At 66.9% G+C, this 20,067-nt stretch carries 17 protein-coding genes; 8 read left to right on the plus strand and 9 right to left on the minus strand.

What is annotated here, in order from left to right; genetic code table 11:
* Positions 1-23 precede the first annotated feature (23 nt).
* Together ASG30_RS17100 and ASG30_RS17105 are read right to left on the minus strand one after the other, a co-directional pair.
* Positions 24-419: a hypothetical protein gene (locus ASG30_RS17100; RefSeq protein ID WP_055899435.1), complete on the minus strand. Its 396-nt coding sequence runs from the start codon at positions 417-419 to the stop codon at positions 24-26.
* Entirely contained in the window at positions 416-2,614 is a 2,199-nt protein-coding gene (locus tag ASG30_RS17105) for a N,N-dimethylformamidase beta subunit family domain-containing protein (protein ID WP_156385589.1), read from the minus strand. The genes ASG30_RS17100 and ASG30_RS17105 overlap by 4 nt, the downstream gene beginning before the upstream one ends.
* 638 nt (positions 2,615-3,252) lie before the next feature.
* On the opposite strand from ASG30_RS17105, the gene ASG30_RS17110 reads away from it, so the two are divergent.
* Together ASG30_RS17110 and ASG30_RS22240 are read left to right on the plus strand one after the other, a co-directional pair.
* Positions 3,253-4,461, plus strand: coding sequence for a hypothetical protein (locus tag ASG30_RS17110; protein ID WP_055899441.1), 1,209 nt, complete (start codon positions 3,253-3,255; stop codon positions 4,459-4,461).
* An 889-nt stretch (positions 4,462-5,350) separates the two neighbouring features.
* Complete coding sequence (locus ASG30_RS22240; RefSeq protein ID WP_082522161.1) at positions 5,351-6,055, plus strand: hypothetical protein; 705 nt, start codon at positions 5,351-5,353, stop codon at positions 6,053-6,055.
* A 29-nt stretch (positions 6,056-6,084) separates the two neighbouring features.
* On the opposite strand, the gene ASG30_RS22245 is transcribed toward ASG30_RS22240, so the two are convergent.
* From ASG30_RS22245 to ASG30_RS17140, 5 genes are all read right to left on the minus strand, one after another.
* A complete protein-coding gene (locus tag ASG30_RS22245) occupies positions 6,085-6,318 on the minus strand; it encodes a heavy-metal-associated domain-containing protein (RefSeq protein WP_082522162.1) in 234 nt (77 codons plus the stop codon).
* 620 nt (positions 6,319-6,938) lie between these two features.
* Entirely contained in the window at positions 6,939-7,514 is a 576-nt protein-coding gene (gene cueR / locus ASG30_RS17125) for a Cu(I)-responsive transcriptional regulator (RefSeq protein WP_082522163.1), read from the minus strand.
* A gap of 52 nt (positions 7,515-7,566) precedes the next feature.
* Positions 7,567-8,925 (minus strand): efflux transporter outer membrane subunit, encoded by a 1,359-nt coding sequence (locus ASG30_RS17130; protein WP_055899448.1) that lies wholly within the window; start codon positions 8,923-8,925, stop codon positions 7,567-7,569.
* Positions 8,918-12,040 carry an efflux RND transporter permease subunit gene (locus ASG30_RS17135; protein ID WP_055899450.1) on the minus strand — a complete coding sequence of 1,041 codons (3,123 nt, stop codon included), beginning with the start codon at positions 12,038-12,040 and terminating at the stop codon, positions 8,918-8,920. Before ASG30_RS17135 ends, ASG30_RS17130 begins: the two co-directional genes overlap by 8 nt.
* A gap of 11 nt (positions 12,041-12,051) precedes the next feature.
* Entirely contained in the window at positions 12,052-13,236 is a 1,185-nt protein-coding gene (locus ASG30_RS17140) for an efflux RND transporter periplasmic adaptor subunit (protein ID WP_055899452.1), read from the minus strand.
* A gap of 174 nt (positions 13,237-13,410) precedes the next feature.
* On the opposite strand from ASG30_RS17140, the gene ASG30_RS17145 reads away from it, so the two are divergent.
* Genes ASG30_RS17145 through ASG30_RS17155 form a run of 3 tightly spaced genes read left to right on the plus strand, consistent with a single transcriptional unit; the run spans position 13,411 to position 15,334 of the window.
* A complete protein-coding gene (locus tag ASG30_RS17145) occupies positions 13,411-13,602 on the plus strand; it encodes a hypothetical protein (RefSeq protein ID WP_055899454.1) in 192 nt (63 codons plus the stop codon).
* A 12-nt stretch (positions 13,603-13,614) separates the two neighbouring features.
* Positions 13,615-14,067: a FixH family protein gene (locus ASG30_RS17150; RefSeq protein WP_055899456.1), complete on the plus strand. Its 453-nt coding sequence runs from the start codon at positions 13,615-13,617 to the stop codon at positions 14,065-14,067.
* Positions 14,068-14,077: 10 nt separating this feature from the next.
* Positions 14,078-15,334: a cytochrome-c peroxidase gene (locus ASG30_RS17155; RefSeq protein WP_082522165.1), complete on the plus strand. Its 1,257-nt coding sequence runs from the start codon at positions 14,078-14,080 to the stop codon at positions 15,332-15,334.
* A 6-nt stretch (positions 15,335-15,340) separates the two neighbouring features.
* Here ASG30_RS17155 and ASG30_RS17160 read toward each other — a convergent pair whose 3' ends face one another.
* Both ASG30_RS17160 and ASG30_RS17165 read right to left on the minus strand, forming a co-directional pair.
* The gene (locus ASG30_RS17160) at positions 15,341-15,895 is read right to left on the minus strand and encodes a MerR family DNA-binding protein (RefSeq protein WP_327212930.1); all 555 of its coding nucleotides are present in this window, start codon (positions 15,893-15,895) and stop codon (positions 15,341-15,343) included.
* Between the two features lie 53 nt (positions 15,896-15,948).
* Complete coding sequence (locus ASG30_RS17165; RefSeq protein ID WP_055899459.1) at positions 15,949-16,878, minus strand: GlxA family transcriptional regulator; 930 nt, start codon at positions 16,876-16,878, stop codon at positions 15,949-15,951.
* Positions 16,879-16,959: 81 nt separating this feature from the next.
* Here ASG30_RS17165 and ASG30_RS17170 point away from each other — a divergent pair, with 81 nt between their 5' ends.
* From ASG30_RS17170 to ASG30_RS17180, 3 genes are all read left to right on the plus strand, one after another.
* Positions 16,960-17,643, plus strand: coding sequence for a DJ-1/PfpI family protein (locus tag ASG30_RS17170; protein ID WP_055899461.1), 684 nt, complete (start codon positions 16,960-16,962; stop codon positions 17,641-17,643).
* Positions 17,643-19,136 (plus strand): M20 family peptidase, encoded by a 1,494-nt coding sequence (locus ASG30_RS17175; RefSeq protein ID WP_055899463.1) that lies wholly within the window; start codon positions 17,643-17,645, stop codon positions 19,134-19,136. The genes ASG30_RS17170 and ASG30_RS17175 overlap by 1 nt, the downstream gene beginning before the upstream one ends.
* Before the next feature lie 176 nt (positions 19,137-19,312).
* Complete coding sequence (locus ASG30_RS17180; RefSeq protein WP_235579827.1) at positions 19,313-20,047, plus strand: alpha/beta fold hydrolase; 735 nt, start codon at positions 19,313-19,315, stop codon at positions 20,045-20,047.
* Positions 20,048-20,067 lie beyond the last annotated feature (20 nt).

Below are 20,067 nucleotides of genomic sequence, written 5' to 3' on the forward strand. Positions count from 1 at the left end.
GATGATCACGCTGTCGCCCGACGCTACGGCCTCCCGTGCGGATGGCCAATGTGCAGGATGCCGCGCTTGCGCGGGTCCACCTCGCTGTCCGGCGCACCCTGGCGCTTGCAGAAGATGCCGTGCTTGCTGCCGCGTCCGCGCGGCGTGAATCCCAGTTTCCTGGCGGACTTCTCGACCGGCAGCGAGGCGATGCGCTCGGCCTGGAACTCCTCCCCGGGATTCTCTCCGCGGACGGCGAACTCGACGGGCGTGTCCGGCTCCACCACGATCTCGCGCGGATCGATGTAGTCGCGCCCGCATTCGATATTGACCACCTGCACGCCGCGCCCGTCCGGCACCGCGTACCAAGCCTCGGTGCTGATGTCCTGCGCGTACGCCAAGCCCAGGCTCGCCAGCGCCAGGACGGGAAGGTGTTTCAACGGCACGTGTACGGCTCCCAGTAGTAGGTGCTGATGGTCGGGTTGTAGCCGGGGTTGGCGAACTTGGCGCGGTACAGCCGAGACTGGTAGGTGACGATGCTGCCCGCAGCGTACTGGCGGCCCTGCACCCAGAGCGGGTAGGAGCAAGCCGCCGGGGCGGGCGCGGGTGCGGGTGCGGGTGCGGGTGCGGGTGCGGGTGCGGGTGCGGGGGCGGGGGCGGGGGCGGGGGCGGTCGTGCAGGTGTAGCGCTCCCAGTAGTAGGTGCTGATCGTCGGGTTGTAGCCGGGGTTGGCGAACCTGGCCCGGTAGAAGGCACCCTGGTAGGCGACGATCGCGCCGGCAGCGTACTGCTGCCCCTGCACCCAAGCGGGGAACGAACAGGTGGCCGGTGCAGGTGCAGGTGCCGGTGCAGGTGCAGGTGCAGGTGCAGGTGCAGGTGCAGGTGCCGTGGCCGGGGCCGGGGCCGGGGCCGCTACCCCTGCAACGCCCGACGCCACCGCGGAGCGGCCGCCTTCGGACGTGCCGTTGGTCGCCGCCACCTGGTAGTAGTACGTGCCCGCCTCCAAGGCCATATCGGCGAACGCCGTGGCCGTAATCCCCGTGCGGTAGGGTGCCGTGCCCAGGTTGCTGTCCGAGGTGCCGCGGTACACGTTGTAGGCGGTGGCCCCGGTCACTGCGGTCCAAGTCAGGTCGACGCGTTGCGGGCCGCCCGTGGCCAGCAGGTTGATCGGCAGCGGTAGCGCGGAACTTCCGAAGCGCGCCAGCACGTTGCGAGTGGTCTGCTTGACCGCCGCGTTCTCCAGGTTGCGGAAGCCGTAGTTGTCGAGGCCCCAGTTCCACTGCATCGAGCCGGTGGCGAACACGATGGAGCCGCTGGGCGTGGTGTACGTCACCACGTGCGAGCTGCCCCACGGGTCCGGCGACTCGGCCAGCTTGCGCAGGCCGCCGGGCGAGTAGCCGTTGTTCACGATGGTGTCGGTTTCGTACCCGAGCATCCCGGAAAAGCGCGAACCCGCCACCACGCCGGTGCTGGCGAAGGCCCAGTTTCCCGGGTCCGACACCACGATGTCGCCGTTGAACGGGTCGCCGTGGTACTGCACCCCCACCAGTGCGTTCTCCGGCTGCGCCACCGGGTCGTCCACGCCGAAGATCGGCTTGAGGTCGCGAAAGCGCGTGGTGATGTACCTGTCGTTCGACGCCTCGCCGTCGATCGCCAGCGGGTCCTGGGACTGCGCGGCTTCCTTGTAGGCGACGACGGTGCGGTTGGCCTCGCCCGCTGCGCTCGGTTCCAGCCGGATCTGCCAGTAGGTCTGGTTGGCCGAGAAGAAGCCCAGGTGCACGCCGTTCGCCTGCGCCTGCTGCACCCCGGCCCGCATCTGGTAGGTCCAGTATTCGTCGTGCCCGGCGACGAGGAAGGCCTTGTGCTGCTGCAGCCGGCCGGGGTTGGCATGCACGTCGATGTTGGTGATGTAGCTGACGTCGTGGCCCTCGCGTTCGAGGAAACGCAGGAAGTAGATCTCCCAGTTGAGGAACTTGCCCGTGCCCGCGTCCGACCAGGCCTGCCGCTTGTACGGTCGGTTGAACGACACCTTGCGGGCCGGAGCGCCGCCGCTGTTGTAGTGGTAGAGCGACTTGCCGCCCCAGTTGTTGTAGGCCTGGTGCGTGGTGACGGCCGACTGGAAGGTGAACGGCGCGGTCGACGTGTCGTCCCGCACCACGAACATGATGTAGCTCTGGGAGCCGCTGCTGGGCGTGAGCTTCGCCAGGTAGACGCCCGTGGCCCAGTCCGACTTGTCGGCGCTGGCGGGAATCGTCAGCCGGTAGGACTCGGCCCAGCCCGCATCGATCATTCCGGTCTGCGCGTCGGGTGCCGCGGTCGACTGCCTGGTGCCGGGCAGCGTCACCTGGTGCATGCGGCGAGCACCCGCTCCGCCATACCAGCCCATGCGGTAGATCGTCATGGTGTAGCTCGGCGCCGAGCTGCTGACGAAAAAGCGGATGGTCTCGCCCCGGCTTACGCTGGTGTGTGACGCATAGCCCTCCACCGTGGGCTGGTCGGAAAGCGCCGTGATCGGCCAGTCGGAGTTCCCGGGCTTGGCGTTCTCCGTCTGGATCACGTTCTGCTGGGCCCAGGCGCTGGACGCGAGCAGGAGCGTTACGGCCCCGAAACTGACATGTGCGACTTTTACGGCCATCACTTCTCCCTGGAGACCATTGAAGTCGGCGCGAGCTCTGCATTGCCTGTCGCAACGTGAAACAAAAGCGCTGCGATGCAACGTGAGCCGGGTCGACGTCATGGAAGGCTGCTCCAGCGACCTCGGCGGCGCGGCCCGCTACGGATCAGTGCGGTGGATCGTTACAGATACTGAAACAATGATCGGCCATCCACCGGACACCGGTAGCGCTGCATCGCGATAGCTCGTATCGGCGCACTCACCGAACTTTCAATTGGACTGCGCTTGCCTCACCTCGATTGAGGATGGGAACGGAGTCGACTGTCCTATAGGGTGACCCATTCAGGCGGCAACTCTGCTTCCAACGCCGAGTGCACTTCCTGTCGAGCATGACGCCCCGCGGGCAGGAGGACGCAATGGAACGACCCACCAGGATCACACGAGCCAGGCAAGGCAGCATCGCCTGCCTGCTGGCACTTGCCTTGACCGCATGCGGCGGCGGTGGCGGCGGCGGTCAGCAGACCACCAGTGGGGACTCGACCGGCGACCCGGGGACGGGACTTGGCGGGCAATCTCCCGCCCTTGGCGGTGGGGACCCCGGCGGCGAGGTTCCTGCGGTCGGCGGCGCTCCAGGCGCGGGAGCGGGAGAAAGCCCCGGCGTGGTCCAGTTCAACGCCTTCGGCCCCGTCACGGTTTCGGCCAATGCGGTGATCCCCCTGAGTGGTGCGGGCCAGGGCCCGCGTGTCGCGCGCCTTGCGAACGGGGAGTCGGTGGTCCTCTGGCTTTCCGGTCCGTCGCTGTTGGCGCAGCGGCTCGATGCCAGTGGAAGCAACCTCGGTGGACCCGTGGAGGTCACCCGGCTCACGCCGGCCCTGCGCAGCTACAACGTCACCGGCCTGGGCAATGGCGACTGGATGGTGGCTTGGGCCGCGTCTACAGTGCCGCAGGACCAGAGTGCGCGCGCATTCACGAAGACGGTGCAGGTCAAGCGTTTCAACGCCGCTGGAGAGTTGGTGCAGGGCACAACGCTGGTGGATCCGACCGTGTATGCGGACGTGGACTCTGAACTTCACCTGAAGGGGACGTCCGACGGCGGTTGCGTCGTTGCGTGGTCGGGATCGCTCGGGCAGGCCGCGCCGCGCCAGGCGTTCTTCAGGCGCCTGGCCCAGGACGGTTCGTTCGCGAGTGATACCGTTGCCGTCAGCACCATTGGGGGTGACCAGACGCAGTTGCAGGCCATGCCGCTATCGGACGGCGGTCTGGTGGTCGCGTGGCTTCAGTCCGCAGGAGGCGGAGCGTCGGGCGGATCGGGATTCGCCATCCATACCCGGCGGTTCGGCAGCGGCTCGGAAGCACTGGGCCCCGAACGACTCGTCGAGGGCGCGGAGGGGGCCGGCACGTTCCAGTTCGCCGCCACCCGCCTTCAAGACGACCGCATCGGCGTGCTCTGGTCGCAGCCTGCAGCCGACCCGACTGTGCCGGTCAACGTGCACTGGCAGATCCTCGACGCGGCAGGTGCGCCCCAGATCGGGACGGGAACGATCTTTTCGGTCGCGCCGCAGATCGATGACGTGGAGATCGCACCGGACGGCACCGGCTTCCAGGGCTTCGTGCAGGTCTCCACCGCAACGGGCCGAGTGTTCGTCGCGCGCATCGGCTCGTTCGTCGTCGGCGCCGATGGCGTGACGCTCGCCGGCCTCAACGCTGTCGCCGAGCGGAACATCACCTCGGTCAGTCCGCAAACGGGCGAGACGACTGGGCCGGCCGGCACGCGCTTCTCAGTCGACGGCGGAGACGACGGTCACTTCGTGGCGGCGTACGACACTGCCATCGCGAGGGGGGCCGAGATCAAGGCTGTGGGACGGTAGGGCAACCGACTTTCGGGGCGCCGATTGCCCCAGAAGGCTGCCGCCCGGAAGCACCCTTCCGCTTCGGGCCAGAAGTGGCCGCCTGTCGACCGATTGACACTCCGGCAACTTCCGCTGAAGTTGTGCCTCGAGAACCGAGTAGCCCTTCTTCACGCGACGTCACCGCTGGTGCCTACTTCGGTGAGACCCCTCGAGCTCCAGCCCCAGCCCTGCCAAGAGAAACAGCAACCTGCTGCGGGCCGCGTCAGTACATGCACTCGCCCGTGCACCCCGCGCTTCTCCACGGACTTCTCCACCAGCGCGGTGGATCGTTACAAATATTGATACATAATTGGTCATCCTTCTACGGACACCGGCAGCACCGCATTGGAGCGCATCGCTGGCCCCATCTGCGGGCACTACCTCGCGGCCTATGCCGTATCAGACGCGGATGGCTACATCGGCTATGCGAAGGTGTATGCCGCCCGGCCCATCTCCCCATGGGAGGGTGGGATCGCCGTCTGGAAGGTGGCCGCAGGGCCTTACCCGATCGAGTCGTTAGCCATCGACGCGGTGCTAGCGAAGGCTGAGCGGGTAATGTGGGAAGCCTCCACATTCCAGGTGCTATGGGATGAGAGCGAAGGAGTGCGGCGGTGAACTGGTTCGAGTCGATCACCGGTTTCCCAGAGATCTCGTATACGCAGACGCAGCGGCGCCTGCGGGTGGTCATGGGGCGACTGACGTCAGCGGCGAGCCCTCGGTCCATTGCCGTGGGATCGCTGGAGACGCCGAGCCTGGGTGAGCTTCGGTCGCGAACGGCCAGAAGCAGCCGTTCCCTGGTTCAGGTCCGAGTCAGTTTGTACCGCGAGAGCGCAGCGCAGAATGTGGTGTTGAGGACCGGGAGTCGGCCATGAAAAAACACCTGGCTTTCCTTCACACTTCCCCGGTTCACGTGGAGACTTTCGAAGCGCTAGTCAAGACATCCGACCCGTCAGTGACCGTTGACCATGTCGTCCGTGAAGACCTGCTGCAGCAAGCGCGCGAACTTGGCGCGGACCATCCGGCGGTTGTGCAACTCGTCCATGGCGCGATCTTAGATGCGGCGCAGGCTGGAGCGACGCTGGTCGTATGTACCTGCTCAACGATCGGGGGTCTCGCGGAGCGGGCTCCAACCCCGCAGGGGGTGGAGGCAGCGCGGATCGATCGAGCCATGGCTGATCGCGCAGTGAGTGATGGCGGCCCTGTGCTGGTGGTCACCGCATTGCGCAGCACGGTCGCACCGACGACAGCGTTGCTGCAGGAATCTGCAAACCGAATCGGTTCGGACGTGGGGTTGGAAGTGCTGTGCGTCGAAGATGCTTGGCAGCTCTTCGAAGAGGGCGATCGTGCCGGATACCTGAACTCGATTGCCAGCGCGATCACTTCGCGTATGCGAGGCGCTGCGGCCAAGCCTCGCGTAGTCGTTCTCGCTCAAGCCTCTATGGCTCCGGTTTCGAACATGCTGCCGGGTGTGGGTGTCGATGTGCTCGCGAGCCCAGCGCTTGGTGTCGAGGCGGCGATCACTCGCTTGCGATTGCTCGAGGACAGTTCGGCCGGACCACCTCAGGACGGGTAGTCCGGCTGAACTCGCGGCATCAGTACACCTCACCGACGGAGTGGGCGCCGGGCAGCTTGGATGGCTTCGCCGCGGACTTCGGCACTCGCCCCGACTGTCTCAGGTGTGTACCCGGCTTCAGTGATCGCTTCGGCCAGCTTCTCTTGCGTCGCTGCCCCGGTGATCAGAACCAGCTTCTCGGGGATGCGCACCTCCAAACGGGCGCGTTTGTCCATCGGCGCGACTGCGCGTGCGATGGCGCTGGCGGAATGGCCGCAGGTCATGCCCAGCGCTCGGAATGCGACCAGGATTTGTTCCGTTCTCGGTTGGTGAAGGAACTATCGACCTTGCCGCTGTGGGCGTGTCAAGCGGGCTCTTGCCAATCCTGCGCCACACCTCGTATGGACTGACGGGGCGCAGCAACTGCGGGACGATCGTCCACATGCCACTCATGAAGAGCACAAAGCCCGCCTGCATCAGCGCGTAGGGCGCGAGGAAGAGGAGCAGCCATGCGCCCGGGGCCGTGGGCTGCGCGGGATCGAAGTGGAAATCGAGGTAGCGCCAGAGGCCATACAGGCTCGTGCCGAGCACGATTCCGGACAGGTAGGCGATCGTGCCTTGCATGCTCCGTTCGGCCGCGAAGAGGGTCCGAACCTGCGCTTTTCCCCTCGCCAGGGAGCGTCCGCGCATGTACAGGAGCGACGTGAACCCAAAGAAGATGACGAGAACCGGCAGACAAAACGCGGCAAGCGGCTTGAAGTCGACGGTGTAGACATGGTGTGAAACCGCGCCGAAGAACACGGCGCCGGCAGCGGCCGCAACGAGCCAGAACGCCAGTCGGCGCAGGCGTAGGCGAAGTGAGCCTCGCATGTCGATCTCCAGATCGGATCAGGACTGGCCGCGTTCAAGCCCCGGACAAGCTGGTGAACGAATGAGCCCAGGCAGACAGCGCCACATGGGCCGCCGCTGGCTTGCGCTCGTCCATCCGCGTCCGGCGCTCCTGCGCAACCCGCTTTTCACCGGGGCGCACTTCCTTCAGCGCACGCCTGGCGCGAATAGGCCCCCCGGCAGCTTGCGAGGTGGCCGCCGAAGCCAAATGGTCCAGGATCACGCAGTGGGCGCTCTCGTCGCCGCGGCACTTCGAAACCATCTGCTCGAGCGTGGCGCGCATCTGGTCGAGCTCGCGCTGGCGCTCGGCCAGTTCCTCCAGCTGCCTCTTGGCTACCTGCTTCACGTCGTGGCTCTGGCGATCAGGATCGCGCCACAAGGACATCAGCTCTTCGATCTGCTGCATCGAGAACCCGACGCTGCGCGCCTGGCGGATGAACCGGAGCATGGCGATCTCGCGCTCTCCGTAGAGGCGATAGCCTGCGTCGGTCCGCTCGGCCTGGGGAATCAGGCCGAGGGACTCGTAATGGCGGACCATTTTTGGGGTGACCCCGGCAGCGGCAGCGGCGTCTCCGATGTTGAGGTGTTGCATGAGGCGGCTCCTTGGAATGGCGCCGACTATCAACCTTGCCGTGGTGGCAAGGTCAAGCCCCGAGGCCCATCCCCCGGAAAACCGCGACCAGGTTCTGCCGCTGCTGGGTCAAGGTAGCGGACAGCGCACCCTGGGCCTGCTGGGCCGTACGCTGCGCGTCCAGCAGTTCCAGGAGGTCGGCCGCGCCCGCTTCGTACCGAACCCGCGACAGCCGTTCCGCTTCGGACGCATGCTGCGTGCGCCGCTGCAGGTTCTGGAACTGCTGCTGGCCGGAGCCGTACCGCGCCAGTGCGTTTTCCAGGTCCTCGGTGGCAAGCAGCAGGCGCTGCCGATAGGCCGCCAGGACCTCTTTCTCGCCGGCCTTGGCCGCGGCCAGCCTAGCTTCGATGCGCGGCCGGTCGAATAGAGGCGTCAGCAGTGAAGGTGCGCTCAGCCAGGAGAGGCTTCCTCCCGTTCCGATGGCGGATACCGAGCCCGCGACGAACCCGAGCAGGCCGCTGAAGGTCAGGCGCGGATAGAACTCCGCGCGCACGGCTTTCACATCGAGCGCCCTTGCGCGCAGTTCCGCCTCCAGTTCCTGCACGTCCGGTCGCTGCGCGAGCCAGGCGTCCGTTGCCGGGAGCGGAATGGCGATCGCGGCCGGCGCAACGGTGCCGGAGGTGGGCAGGGCGAACCCGCTGGGCGATTGACCGGTCAGCACGGCCAGGCGATGCGTCGCCACCCGCGCTGCCGCCTCCTGAACCGGGATCTCCGCCAAGGCGGCCTCCACGTCCGCGCGGGCACGCAGCTCGTCGATCGGCGCCGCCATGCCGCCTCCGGCGCGAGCAGCCACCAGGCGCAGCGTGCTCTCCCGATTGGCTGCGACCGTGCGGGCGATCTCGAGTTGCTCTCGCGCACCGATCAGGGCGAAGTACGCGTTGGCAACCTCCGCGCTCACTGCCAGGCGAGCGCCGCGAAGTTGCGCTTCGGATGCCTGCAGGCGCTGGGCCGCGGAAGCCGCTTGGTGCCCGAGCCTGCCGAACAGGTCCACTTCCCAGCTGAATTCCACGGCGGCCGCAACGCTCTGGGTGCGGCGCTCGCCCCGGGTGAGTCCAGGCGCCTCGGCTTCGCTGGCCTGCGCGGCGCGCCCTTGTACGCCGACGGATCCGCTCGGGCCGAACTCGGCGCGAGCGCCGGCCACCAGCGCCTGCGAGCGGAGGATGCGCTCGTGAGCTTGCTCGATGTCGAGGTTGGCATCCAGCCCTTGCATGATGAGCGCCGAGAGCACCGGGTCTCGCAGCGCGTGCCACCAGCCCGTCGACTGCGCGACCGGGACGGAAGCATCGACTGCAGGAGGGGCTTCCTGCGCGAGGACGGGCGAAGCCAGCAGCGCCGCCGCGAGGGCAAGGGTGGACAGTGCGAACTTACGCATGGCGGACCTCCAGGGAAGACGAGGCGCTGCGACGCTGCAGCAGCACGAAGAACAAGGGGGTGAACACAAGGCCGGCGAGGGTCACGGCCACCATGCCGGCGAACACTGCGACACCTACCGCTTGCCGCATCTCGGCGCCCGCCCCGGCGGCGAACACCAGGGGCATGACGCCCATGATGAATGCCAGCGAGGTCATGAGGATCGGACGCAGGCGCAGCCGCGCCGCCTCCACCACTGCCGCGATGGGACTCTGGCCTTCCTGTTGCCGGCGGCGCGCGAACTCCACGATGAGGATCGCGTTCTTGGTCGCAAGACCGATCAGCACCACGAAAGCGATCTGCGTGAACAGGTTGTTGTCACCGCCCGTGGCCCAGACGCCGGCCAGCGCGCCGAGCAGTACCGTGGGCACGATCCCGAGCACCGCGGCCGGCAGCGACCAGCTTCCGTAGGCCGCGGCCAGGATCAGGAACGCCAGGGCCACGGCCAGCGGGAACACAAGCAAGCCGCTGGACCCCTCTCGCATCTGCTGGTACGTGAGGTCGGTCCACTCGTAGCTGAAGCCTTCGGGCAGTTCGCGCGCCAGGATCTCCTGCATCGCCGCGAGCGCGTCGCCTGCGCTCACGCCCGGCGCCGGGCCGCCGGAGAGGTCGGCCGACGCAACGCCGTTGTAGCGGCTGATCGGGTCCGGTCCCAAGGCGGTGCGCACGTTGACCATCGCTGCGAGCGGCACCATCTGGCCGGCGCCGTTGCGCGTCCACAGCCCGGAAACGGCGTCTGCGTTGCTGCGGAAAGCAGCGTCCGCCTGCACGTTCACCTGCCAGGCCCGGCCCAGGTAGTTGAAGTCGTTGACGTACAGCGAGCCCAGGTAGACCTGCATCGCCTCGGCCAGCGCGTTCATCGGAACGCCCATGGCTCGGGCCTTTTCGCGGTCGATCTCGACCGAGAGCTTGGGCACTTGCGCTTGGTAGCCGGACATGAGCCCGGCCAGCCGCTTGTCCTTGCCGGCGGCAGCCATCACGCGCTGCAGGGCTTTCTCCAGCTCCTGCGGCCCGAGCCGCGCCTTGTCCTGGATATGCAGCTTGAAGCCGCCGGTCTGCCCCAGGCCCGGCACGGGAGGCGGAGGAAAGATCGCCGCGAAGCCGTCGTCGATCCCGCCGAACTTGCCGTTGAGCGCTCCGGCGATCGCACCGGCCGACAGCGACTTGTCGCTGCGCTGCTCGAACGGGTCCAGCATGGCAAACACGACAGCGGCGCTTGGGCTGTTCACGAAGCCGTTGATGGACAGGCCGGGGAATGCCACCACGCTCTCAATGCCGGGTTGTTCGAGCGTGATGCGCGTCATCTCGCGCGTGACCGCCTCCGTGCGGTCCAGTGAAGCGCCAGGCGGCAGCTGCACGATGCCCACCAGGAAGTACTTGTCCTGGGCCGGCACGAACCCGGTGGGTGTCGCCTTGAACGCCAGCACGGTGAGTGCGATGAGCGCGCCGTACAGCACCAGCAGCCGGGCGCTGCGCCGGACCGCCTGCCCGGTGAACAGGGCGTAGCGGGAAGCGAGCGCATCAAAGCCGCGGTTGAAGCCGCCGAGCCAACGCGCCATCCGCCCGCGCCCAGCGCCGTGAGGCTTGAGCAGCAGCGCAGCCAACGCCGGGCTCAGGGTCAGCGAATTGAGCGCGGACAGGATCGTCGAGATCGCGATCGTCAGGGCGAACTGACGATAGAACTCGCCGGACAGGCCGCCCATGAAAGCGGTCGGGATGAACACGGCCGCGAGCACGGCGGTGATCACCAGGATAGGGCCGGTCACCTCCTGCATGGCGCGCAACGCGGCTTCTCGCGGCGCCAGGCCATCGGCGAGGTGCCGCTCGACGTTCTCCACCACCACGATGGCGTCGTCCACCACGATGCCGATCGCCATCACGAGCCCGAACAGCGACAGCGTGTTGAGCGAGAAGCCCAGCAGGTGCATGACGGCCAGCGTGCCCACGAGCGACACGGGCACGGCCGCGATCGGGATGAGCGACGCGCGCCAGTTCTGCAGGAACAACAGGACGACCAGGACCACCAGCGCGATCGCCTCGCCCAGCGTCTGCAGCACGTTGCTGATCGACGCCTGCACGAACAGGGTGGGGTCGTAGGCGACGCGATGCTCGATCCCCTGCGGGAAGTCCTTCTGCAGCCGTTCCATCTCGGCCCGCACGGCCTTGGCGACCTCAAGAGCACTGGCCGAAGGATCTTGCGTGATCTGCAGGGCGACGGCCGGCTGGTTGTCGAGCAGGCTGCGCAGGCTGTACTGGCTGGCGCCGAGCTCGATGCGCGCCACGCTGGAGAGCTTCAACTGCTCGCCATGGGTACCGGTGCGCACCACGATGTCGCGGAAGGCTTCCGGCGAAGACAGGCGTCCGGTCACCGACAGGGGCAGTTGCTGCAGCGAACGTGTGTCCGGCTGGCCCACCGAACCGGCCGCCACCTGCATGTTCTGTTCGCGGATCGCGGAGACCACGTCGCCCGCGGTCAGGCCATATGCGAGCATGCGCTCGGGGTCGAGCCAGACGCGCAGGCTGTACTCACCGGCCCCCCACACGGCCACGGTGCGGACGCCGGGCACCCGCAACAGGCGATCGCGGATGTTCAGTTGCGCGAAGTTGGACAGGTGCAGCAGGTCGTAGCGGTTATCCGGGGAGACCAGGTGCACGACCATGAGGATGTCCGGCGAGACCTTCTCGGCCGCGACCCCGGTGCGCTGCACCTCGACGGGCAATCGCGAAAGCATGCGCGCTACGCGGTTCTGCACTTCGGTCTCGGCGCGCGCCGGGTCCGTGCCTTGCGCGAAGGTCAGGCTCAACGCGTAGCGGCCATCGCCGGTCGATTGCGAGCTCATGTACTGCAGGCCGGGCAGGCCATTGAGCTCCGTTTCGAGCGGCGTGGCCACGGTGTCGGCGATCACGCCGGGATTCGCGCCGGGGTAGTTGGCCGTCACGTTGACGGTGGGCGGCATCACGTTCGGATACTCCGTGAGCGGCAGGCGGCCCATGCTGGCCAGGCCGGCCAGCAGGATCACGAGCGACAGCACGATCGCCACGATCGGGCGGTCGATGAAGATGCGGGCGAGTTTCATTGCGGCACTCCTCAGCTCTTGGTGGACGTCGGGGCTTGCGCCTGGTCGGCGGCGGGTGCGCCTTGCGGCTGGACCTTCATGCCGGGGCGCACCTTGATCAGGCCGGAGACCACGACCTGGTCGCCGGGCTGCAGGCCGGATGTGATCACCCGCTGGTCACCGTGCAAAGCTCCCAGCTGGACCGCGCGGTGGGCCACCTGCTGGTCCGGCTGCACGACGAGGACGAAGCGCTGGCCCTGGTCCGTCGCAACGGCTTTCTCGGGCACCAGCAAACTCTCGGCGGGTTGGCCGGAGAGCTGCACGCGCACGAACTGGCCGGGCATCAGCCCGGGCACCGGTTGGTCGATGCGGGCGCGCATCCGCAGCGTGCCCGTGCCTGCGACCATCTCGTTGTCGACGAAGTCGACCGGTGCCGAGGCGAGCGGGCCGCCGGACTGCGGGTCGAGGATTCGCGCCTGCCAGCCGCCTGGCTTGCGCTCGGCGGCGAGCTGGCGAATGAGCACGGCGTCGGACACGTCGAAGTAGACGTGCAGCGGCGCGACCGCTGTCAGGGTGGCGAGCGGCTGCCCTGCGCCGGCGACGACGTAGTTCCCGGGCGTGGCCAAGGTGCGGCCGATGCGGCCTGCGGCGGGTGCCGTGATGACCGCAAATTCCCGATCCAGTGCGGTCGACTGGACAGCGGCCTGCGCGGCGGCAGAAAGCGCAAGCGCTTCCGCGTGCGCTGCCGCGCGGCGCTCCACCTCCTGGGTGGAGATCGCCTTCTCGGACGCGAGGCGCTGCGCGCGATCCGCTTCACTACGCGCCAGCGTCTCCTTGGCGCGTGCTAGCTGCAGTTCGGCCCGGGCGCGTTCGAACGCGACATCGAACGGACGCGGATCGATGCGGAACAGGGGCTGGCCCGCACGCACGACGTCGCCCTCGCGGAACAGCACGGCCTGGATGTGACCCGCCACCCGAGGGCGGATCTCGACGCGGTGGGCGGCCTCCACCCGGCCGACCTGCGAGAACTGGGGCGCCACCGCGCGCTGCTGCACGGCGACCACCTGGACCACCGGCAAGGGCGCGGGGCTCCCAGGTGGGGCGGCCGACGCATCACCGATGGCGGGTTGGCAGCCGACGATGGTCGCAGCCGTGATCAGCGACAGCGCGACGGTGAGGGCGCTCCTGGTGAAGGAAGCGGGATTGCTGAGGGGCATGGCGGTTCTCCGGTGCGTTTGGAATGGCGCCATGCTCGGAATTGACACGATGGCAAGGTCAACCCGCCCCGAAAGATTTGTTTTGGGACGCGTTGATTGACCTTGACATCGCGGGAAGGCCGAACCTTGCAGGCAGGTCACGTCGACCACCTTCAATCTTCAAAGGAGCCTTCCATGCAAACCTTCATCGCTCAACTCGCCTCCACCTGGCAGCGTTTCACCTGCCGCGTCCAGGAGGCCCGCCGCCTTCGCCGCCACAAGCGTGAGTTCGAACTGATGAGCGCGGACGAGCTGCGCGACATCGGGTTTTCGCACCCGGCGATGGCCTTCGCGGCCGCCGCCAACGGCCAGTCGCGCTGCAACTGAAGGAGGCGAGTCATGCAACGCACCATGCAACGCCGCTCCCTGCTGGTCTCCAGCGCCATGCTGGCACTCGGTGTGGCCGCCGGCTGCAACGCCGACGCCAGGGTCCGCCCGCCGCAAGACACGGCCGAGTACGCGACTGAACGCAGTTCATCCGCAGGCAGCTTCCGCGTTACCTACAGCACCGACGCTCCGGTGCCCGTCGGCCGCCTGCATGCGTGGACGCTGCATATCGCGCAGATCGACGGCACGCCCGTCACGGACGCGACCATTGCCGTGGATGGCGATATGCCCGAGCACCGGCACGGCCTTCCCACCCGCCCGCGCGTCACTCGCAACCTCGGCAACGGTGACTACCTGCTCGAAGGCGTGAAGTTCCAGATGGGTGGCTGGTGGGTGATGGACTTCGACATCACGGCCGGCGGCCACACCGAGCGCGTGCGCTTCAACCTGCAGCTGAAGAAGTAGGAGCCGCCCCATGAACCGCATCGAGAAGTGGACCGCCTGCACGCTGCTCGCGATCGTGGCGGTCATGCTCCTGTCGGTGGCGACTGGTTCCCGCTGGACGCAGCAGGAGCTTGCGCAACTGCAGGAGCTCTCCATGTCCCGCCTGCCGCCCCTGCCGGCGGACCCGTCCAACCGCGTTGCCGATGACGAGCGTGCGGCCGAATTTGGCCAGCGCCTGTTCTTCGACCAACGGTTGAGCGCCAACGGCCAGGTGGCCTGCGCGAGCTGCCACCTCCCGGAAAAGTCGTTCCAGGACGGCACGCCACTCGGCAAGGGTGTCGGCACCACGGACCGCCGCACGATGAGCATCATCGGAACGGCACGCAGCCCGTGGCAGTTCTGGGACGGGCGCAAGGACAGCCAGTGGGCACAGGCGTTGGGGCCGCTGGAGAGCGCGGTCGAGCATGGGGGTGATCGAACGCAGTACGTTCACCTCGTCGCCGAGCAGTACCGCGCCGAGTACGAGGCGGTCTTCGGCAAGCTTCCGGCTCTGGATTCCCTCCCCAGGCACGCGGGGCCCGTCGCGGATCCCAAGGCGAACGCCGCCTGGTCCGAGCTGGCACCAGCGCAGAAGGAGACCGTCAATGGTGTCTTCGCCAACATGGGCAAGGCGATCGCCGCCTATGAGCGCCGGATCGATCCTGGCCCATCGCGCTTTGACGCCTATGTCGAAGCAGCTGCGCAGGGCGATACGGCGAAGATGGAGATGGCGATGACGCGCGACGAGATCGCCGGCCTCAAGCTGTTCCTGGGCAAGGGGCAGTGCCTGCAGTGCCACGGCGGCCCGCTGTTCACCAACAACGAGTTCCACAACACCGGTGTGCCGGCCGCCCACGGACTCGCAGCCGACCTGGGCCGCCTCGCGGGGGCCAGGCAGGTGATCAAGGACGAATTCAACTGCCTGGGCCGGTACAGCGACGCGAAGCCGGAGCAGTGCGGCGAGATTCGCTTCCTCGACGAAAACAGCGCGAACCAGCTACGGCAATTCCGCGTCCCTTCGCTGCGAAACGTTGCCGAACGCGCTCCTTACATGCACGCGGGCCAGTTCGCGACGCTGCGCGAAGTCGTGGAGCACTACAACCGGGCTCCCACCGCGCCGCAAGGCCACAGTGAGCTGAAGCCGCTCGGTCTCAGCGCCACGGAGGTGGACCAGCTCGTCGCCTTCCTCGGCACGCTGAGTGGCGGAGTGAAGGCCGAGCCGCGGTGGGTGAAGGCGCCGTCGCCCTGAGTCGCCTCAGGGCCGGAGCCCGCGGGTCCACGCCGCCAGCGCGGCATGGGCAGACGCCTCGGGAGCCGCGGAGTGGCAGTTCTTGCGGGCGGGAACGGTGGACCCCGCCCGCACTTCCTTCAGGTTCTTCTTTGCGGGGCGAGCCGGAACAGCTGCTGGCGCGGTCGCGCCCGAGAGCTTGTCGAGGATGGCGCAGTGCGGATCGTCGTCGCCCCTGCAAAGGGATACCAGGTGCGACAGCGTGGCGCGCATCTCGTCGATCTCGCGCTGGCGTTCCTCCAGTTCGGCAAGCTGTTGCCTGGCGACTTCCTTCACCTCCCGGCTCGCGCGATGCTCGTCGCGCCACAAGGACAACAGCGACTCGATCTGCTTGACCGAGAAGCCGAGCGCACGCGACTGGCGGATGAAGCGAAGCATGGCGACTTCGCGCGGTGAGTAGAGCCGGTAGCCCGCCTCCGTGCGCTGCACCTCGGGGATCATTCCGAGTGACTCGTAGTGCCGGATCATTTTGGGCGTGACCCCGGCCGCTGCGGCGGCTTCCCCAATGTTCAGGTGGTTCATGCGGTGCTCCATGCACGCTGGGAGGGAAACTGTGTTCCGGCCGCCGCGTGCTGTCAATTCCGAGGCGCCGCGCGCCGGAGGGTGGATGGGGGGACACCGAGCAGTCGGATGAAGCTGCGGCGCATGCGCTCGGGATCCCCGAAGCCGCACTCGACAGCAATGCGTTGGACGGAGGCGCCGGGGATTTCGAGGGCAGACCGCGCAGCCTCGACCCGCAAGCGTTCCACTGCTTTTGCCGGCGTGTATCCGGTCTCCTCATGGAAAGCGCGGGCGAAGTGACGCGGACTCATGCACGCTTGGGCTGCCATGTCCTCGACGTTATGGCGCTGCGCGAGGTTCTTGCGCACATGGTCGAGAAGGGCCTCAAACCGGTTTCGGTCGCCCTGCATGGAGAGCAAGGCCGAGAACTGCGACTGGCCGCCAGGCCGGCGGTAGTAGACCACCAGCTCCTGGGCTACGGCACGCGCGGCATCCGGGCCCAGGTCGTGCCCGATGATCGCGAGGGCCAGGTCGATACCAGCGGTCACCCCGGCGCTGGTCCAGATCGGCCCGTCGTGGACGAAGATGCGTTCCGGTTGCAACTGAACTTGGGGAAATTGCCGCTCGAACTGGGCGGTCCGTGACCAGTGAGTCGTCGCGGTGCGGCCATCCAGGAGGCCTCCAGCCGCGAGCAGCAAGCTCCCCGAGCACACGCTGGAGACGCGGCCCCACTTCCGCGACGCCCGCCGAAGCAGCTTCACCAGGGCTTCGTCGAGCGTGGCGGCGTCTACCCCTTCTCCGCCCGAGACCAGCAGCGTGTCGCGGTCGCCGCGGGGGATCCCTTCCGCGAGCCAGCTCACGCCTGAAGAGCTGCGCACGGGGCCGCCGGCTGCGGAAATCACATGGAGTTCGTAGCCCCGTGCAGCCTCAAAGGCCGCGACAGGACCGGCGGCGTCCAACAATTGGAACCCGGGAAAGATGAGGACATCGACGCGACGGGACATGGCAGGAATGGTGGGAAACAAGACATTGCTGCCGCCAGCCTACGGAGCGATGCTCACGCCGTCAAACACCGGAGAACGACCATGCCGCTCCACATCGGGTTCCTTCTCTTTCCTCATGTCACCCAGCTGGACCTCACCGGGCCTGCGCAGATCCTGAGCCGCGTTCCCGAAGCGAAGGTCCACCTCGTCTGGAAGGACAGGGCCCCGGTGATGACGGATGTCGGCTTTTCTATTGAGCCCACCTCCACCTTCGACGAGTGCCCCCAACTCGATGTGCTCTGCGTGCCAGGTGGATTCGGGATCGCCGATCAGCTCACCGATGAACAGACCCTTGGTTTCCTGAAACGGCAGGGCAGCGGGGCGCGGTACGTCACCTCAGTGTGCAATGGCGCGCTGGTGCTTGGCGCGGCTGGGCTGTTGGTGGGATACCGCTCTGCCTGTCATTGGATGTGGCGCAAGTACCTCACTCGATTCGGTGCAATCCCGGTTGAAGCGCGCATCGTCCGAGATAGAAACCGGATTTCTGGAGGCGGCGTCACGGCAGGCATCGACTTCGCGCTGCAACTCGCTGCCGAGCTCGCTGGAGAGGAAATGGCCCGAACTCTGCAACTCGCGTTCGAGTACGACCCACAACCGCCGTTCGACTGCGGTTCTCCCGAGAAAGCTGGGCCTGAGAGGGTGGCCAGGCTCAGGGACATGCAACGTGAGCGGATCGCTCGCGCGGAGGCCCAAATCGAACGTGCTGCGCTGGTAGGAGGTGTGTGATGGTGCGCCGTGCCCTTTTGTTCATCGCTCTTGCGGTCCTCGCGCTCGCCCTGCTGCTGATCGCGAACACCTTGCGCAAGCAAAGCAAGCAGTTGGAGGTTCAGCCGGTCGCCCGCCTCCAGGTGGACGGTGATGCGGCTGCGCAGCGTCTTGCCGAGTCTGTGCGGATCCGCACCATCAGCTACGACGAGCGCCCCGACGCATCCGCGGACGAATTCGTCAAGTTGCGCGCTTACCTCGAGCAAGCGTTCCCACGCGCGCATCAAGCGCTCCAGCGTGAAGTTGTCGCCGGGCACAGCCTGCTCTACACGTGGCGGGGCACGGACCTTGGAGCCAAGGCCATCATGCTCGTAGCGCACCAGGACGTGGTGCCGATCGCCGAGGGTACTGAGAAGGACTGGGAGGTGGACCCCTTCGCTGGCATCGTGCGCGACGGATTCATCTGGGGTCGAGGTGCCTGGGACAACAAGGGCAACCTGCTTTCGATGCTCGAGGCCATCGAGGCGCTGGTTGCGCAGGGCTTCCAGCCTGCGCGGACCGTCTACCTGGTAGCGGGTCACGATGAGGAGCTTGGGGGCGAGAACGGCGCGAAGAAAGTCGCGGAGCTCCTGGCCACTCGCGACGTGAAACTGGAGTTCGTGATCGACGAAGGCACGCTGATCACTGAAGGAGTCATCCGGGGCTTGGACAAGCCCGCGGCACTCGTGGGTATCGCCGAGAAAGGGATCATGACGATGGCCCTTACAGCTCATGATCATCCAGGCCACTCCTCCATGCCCCCGCGCGAGACGGCCATTGGCATGCTCAGCGATGCGCTGGCACGCCTGGAGCGCACGCCAATGCCGAACGCCGTCTCTGGCGTCGCGGCTGAGATGTTCGACACGCTCGCGCCCGAGATGCCGTGGCCGAATCGTGTGTTGCTTTCGAACCTGTGGTTGTTCGCGCCTCTGATCAAGCAGCAGCTCGAAAAGGATCGGAGCTCGAACGCGCTGACGCGCACTACGGCGGCGTTGACCGTCGTGCGTGCCGGCAACAAGGTCAACGTGGTGCCTGCGCAAGCCGAAGGCTTCGTGAACGTCCGCATCTTGCCGGGTGACACTCAAGAAGACGTCCTGCGCCACACCGAGACCGTTGTTGCGAATCCAGCCATCAAGGTCCGGCGCAGCGGCTTCGCCTCGGAGGCTTCACCGGTATCAGGGACGAGCTCCGACGCCTACCGTCACGTCGCAACCACGATTCGCGAGGTGTTCCCCGGAACCGTCGTTTCTCCCGGCCTCATGGTGGGTGCGACGGACGCACGCCATATGCAGCCGCTGGCCGAGCAGGTGTTCCGCTTCTCCCCGGTGCGGGCGCGCGAGAACGACCTCTTGCGGTTCCACGGCACGAACGAGCGGATTTCCATCAACAACTACGTCGAGATGATTACCTTCTACCACCGCCTGATTGGCGCGGCCGCCGGCCGCAGTGCGAAAAATGGAGTGCAGCAACAGTGAGTGTGCTCGTGTTCGCAGGCCTCGCCGCCGCAGGCGCGACCGCTTGGTATGGACTTCCGGGTGTCTGTCTACCCGTACTCAGAGCTGGCCACCGGGCAACAGCGCGGCTTTCTGCCCATCGAATCAGGGTTGGATCGCACGAGGTGCACTACCTTGCTGGTGGGCGCGGAGATACCGTGCTGTTGCTGCATGGCATCTTCGGCGAGAAGGACCACTGGAATGATTTTGCGCGGCGCCTCACATCGCGCTACCGAGTGATCGTGCCCGATCTCCCAGGCTTTGGAGCGAGCAGTCGACTGGCGAGTGAGAGGTACGACTACGCATCCCAGGTCGAGCGGCTGGAACAGTTCGTCGAAGCACTCGGCTTGCCTGAGCTTCACGTGGCCGGCAGTTCCATGGGAGGAACCTTGGCAGCCCTGCTGGCCCTCCGGCGTCCGGAACAGGTCCGTAGCGTAGCTTTCGTTGGGGCCCCCCATGGCCTGCGAACGGTGCGGCCCAGTGTCATGGACTCGCTGATTGATGCAGGACGCGCTCCTTTGGTCCCGCGCTCGCGGGCCGAGTTTGCGAGCATGCTCAGGCTCTTGTTCAAGAGACCCCCCTTCCTGCCGTATCCCGTCTTGCATGGCGCTCGGACGCAAGCCATCGCATTGGCGGACTCGAACTTGCGGATCTGGAGCGAACAGCTCGAGGACCGCTACCTTCTCGAGCAGCGCCTGGGCGAGCTCCGTAAGCGGACGGCAGTGTTCTGGGGCGAGAGCGATCAGCTGTTCGATGTCTCCGGCGTGCTCTCGATTCGTCGCCTGCTGCCCGGCGCATCGACGTATGTCCTGCCTGGCGTGGGCCACCTTCCGATGATGGAGGCCCCGTCCCAAACGGCGCGCATGTATGCGCAGTTCCTGCTGGCCGCGTGAAAGCGGGCTTCCCCTGAGGC

Origin of the sequence: Ramlibacter sp. Leaf400 (assembly GCF_001424545.1) — a bacterium.
In the GTDB taxonomy this organism is placed as follows: Bacteria; Pseudomonadota; Gammaproteobacteria; order Burkholderiales; family Burkholderiaceae_C; genus Ramlibacter.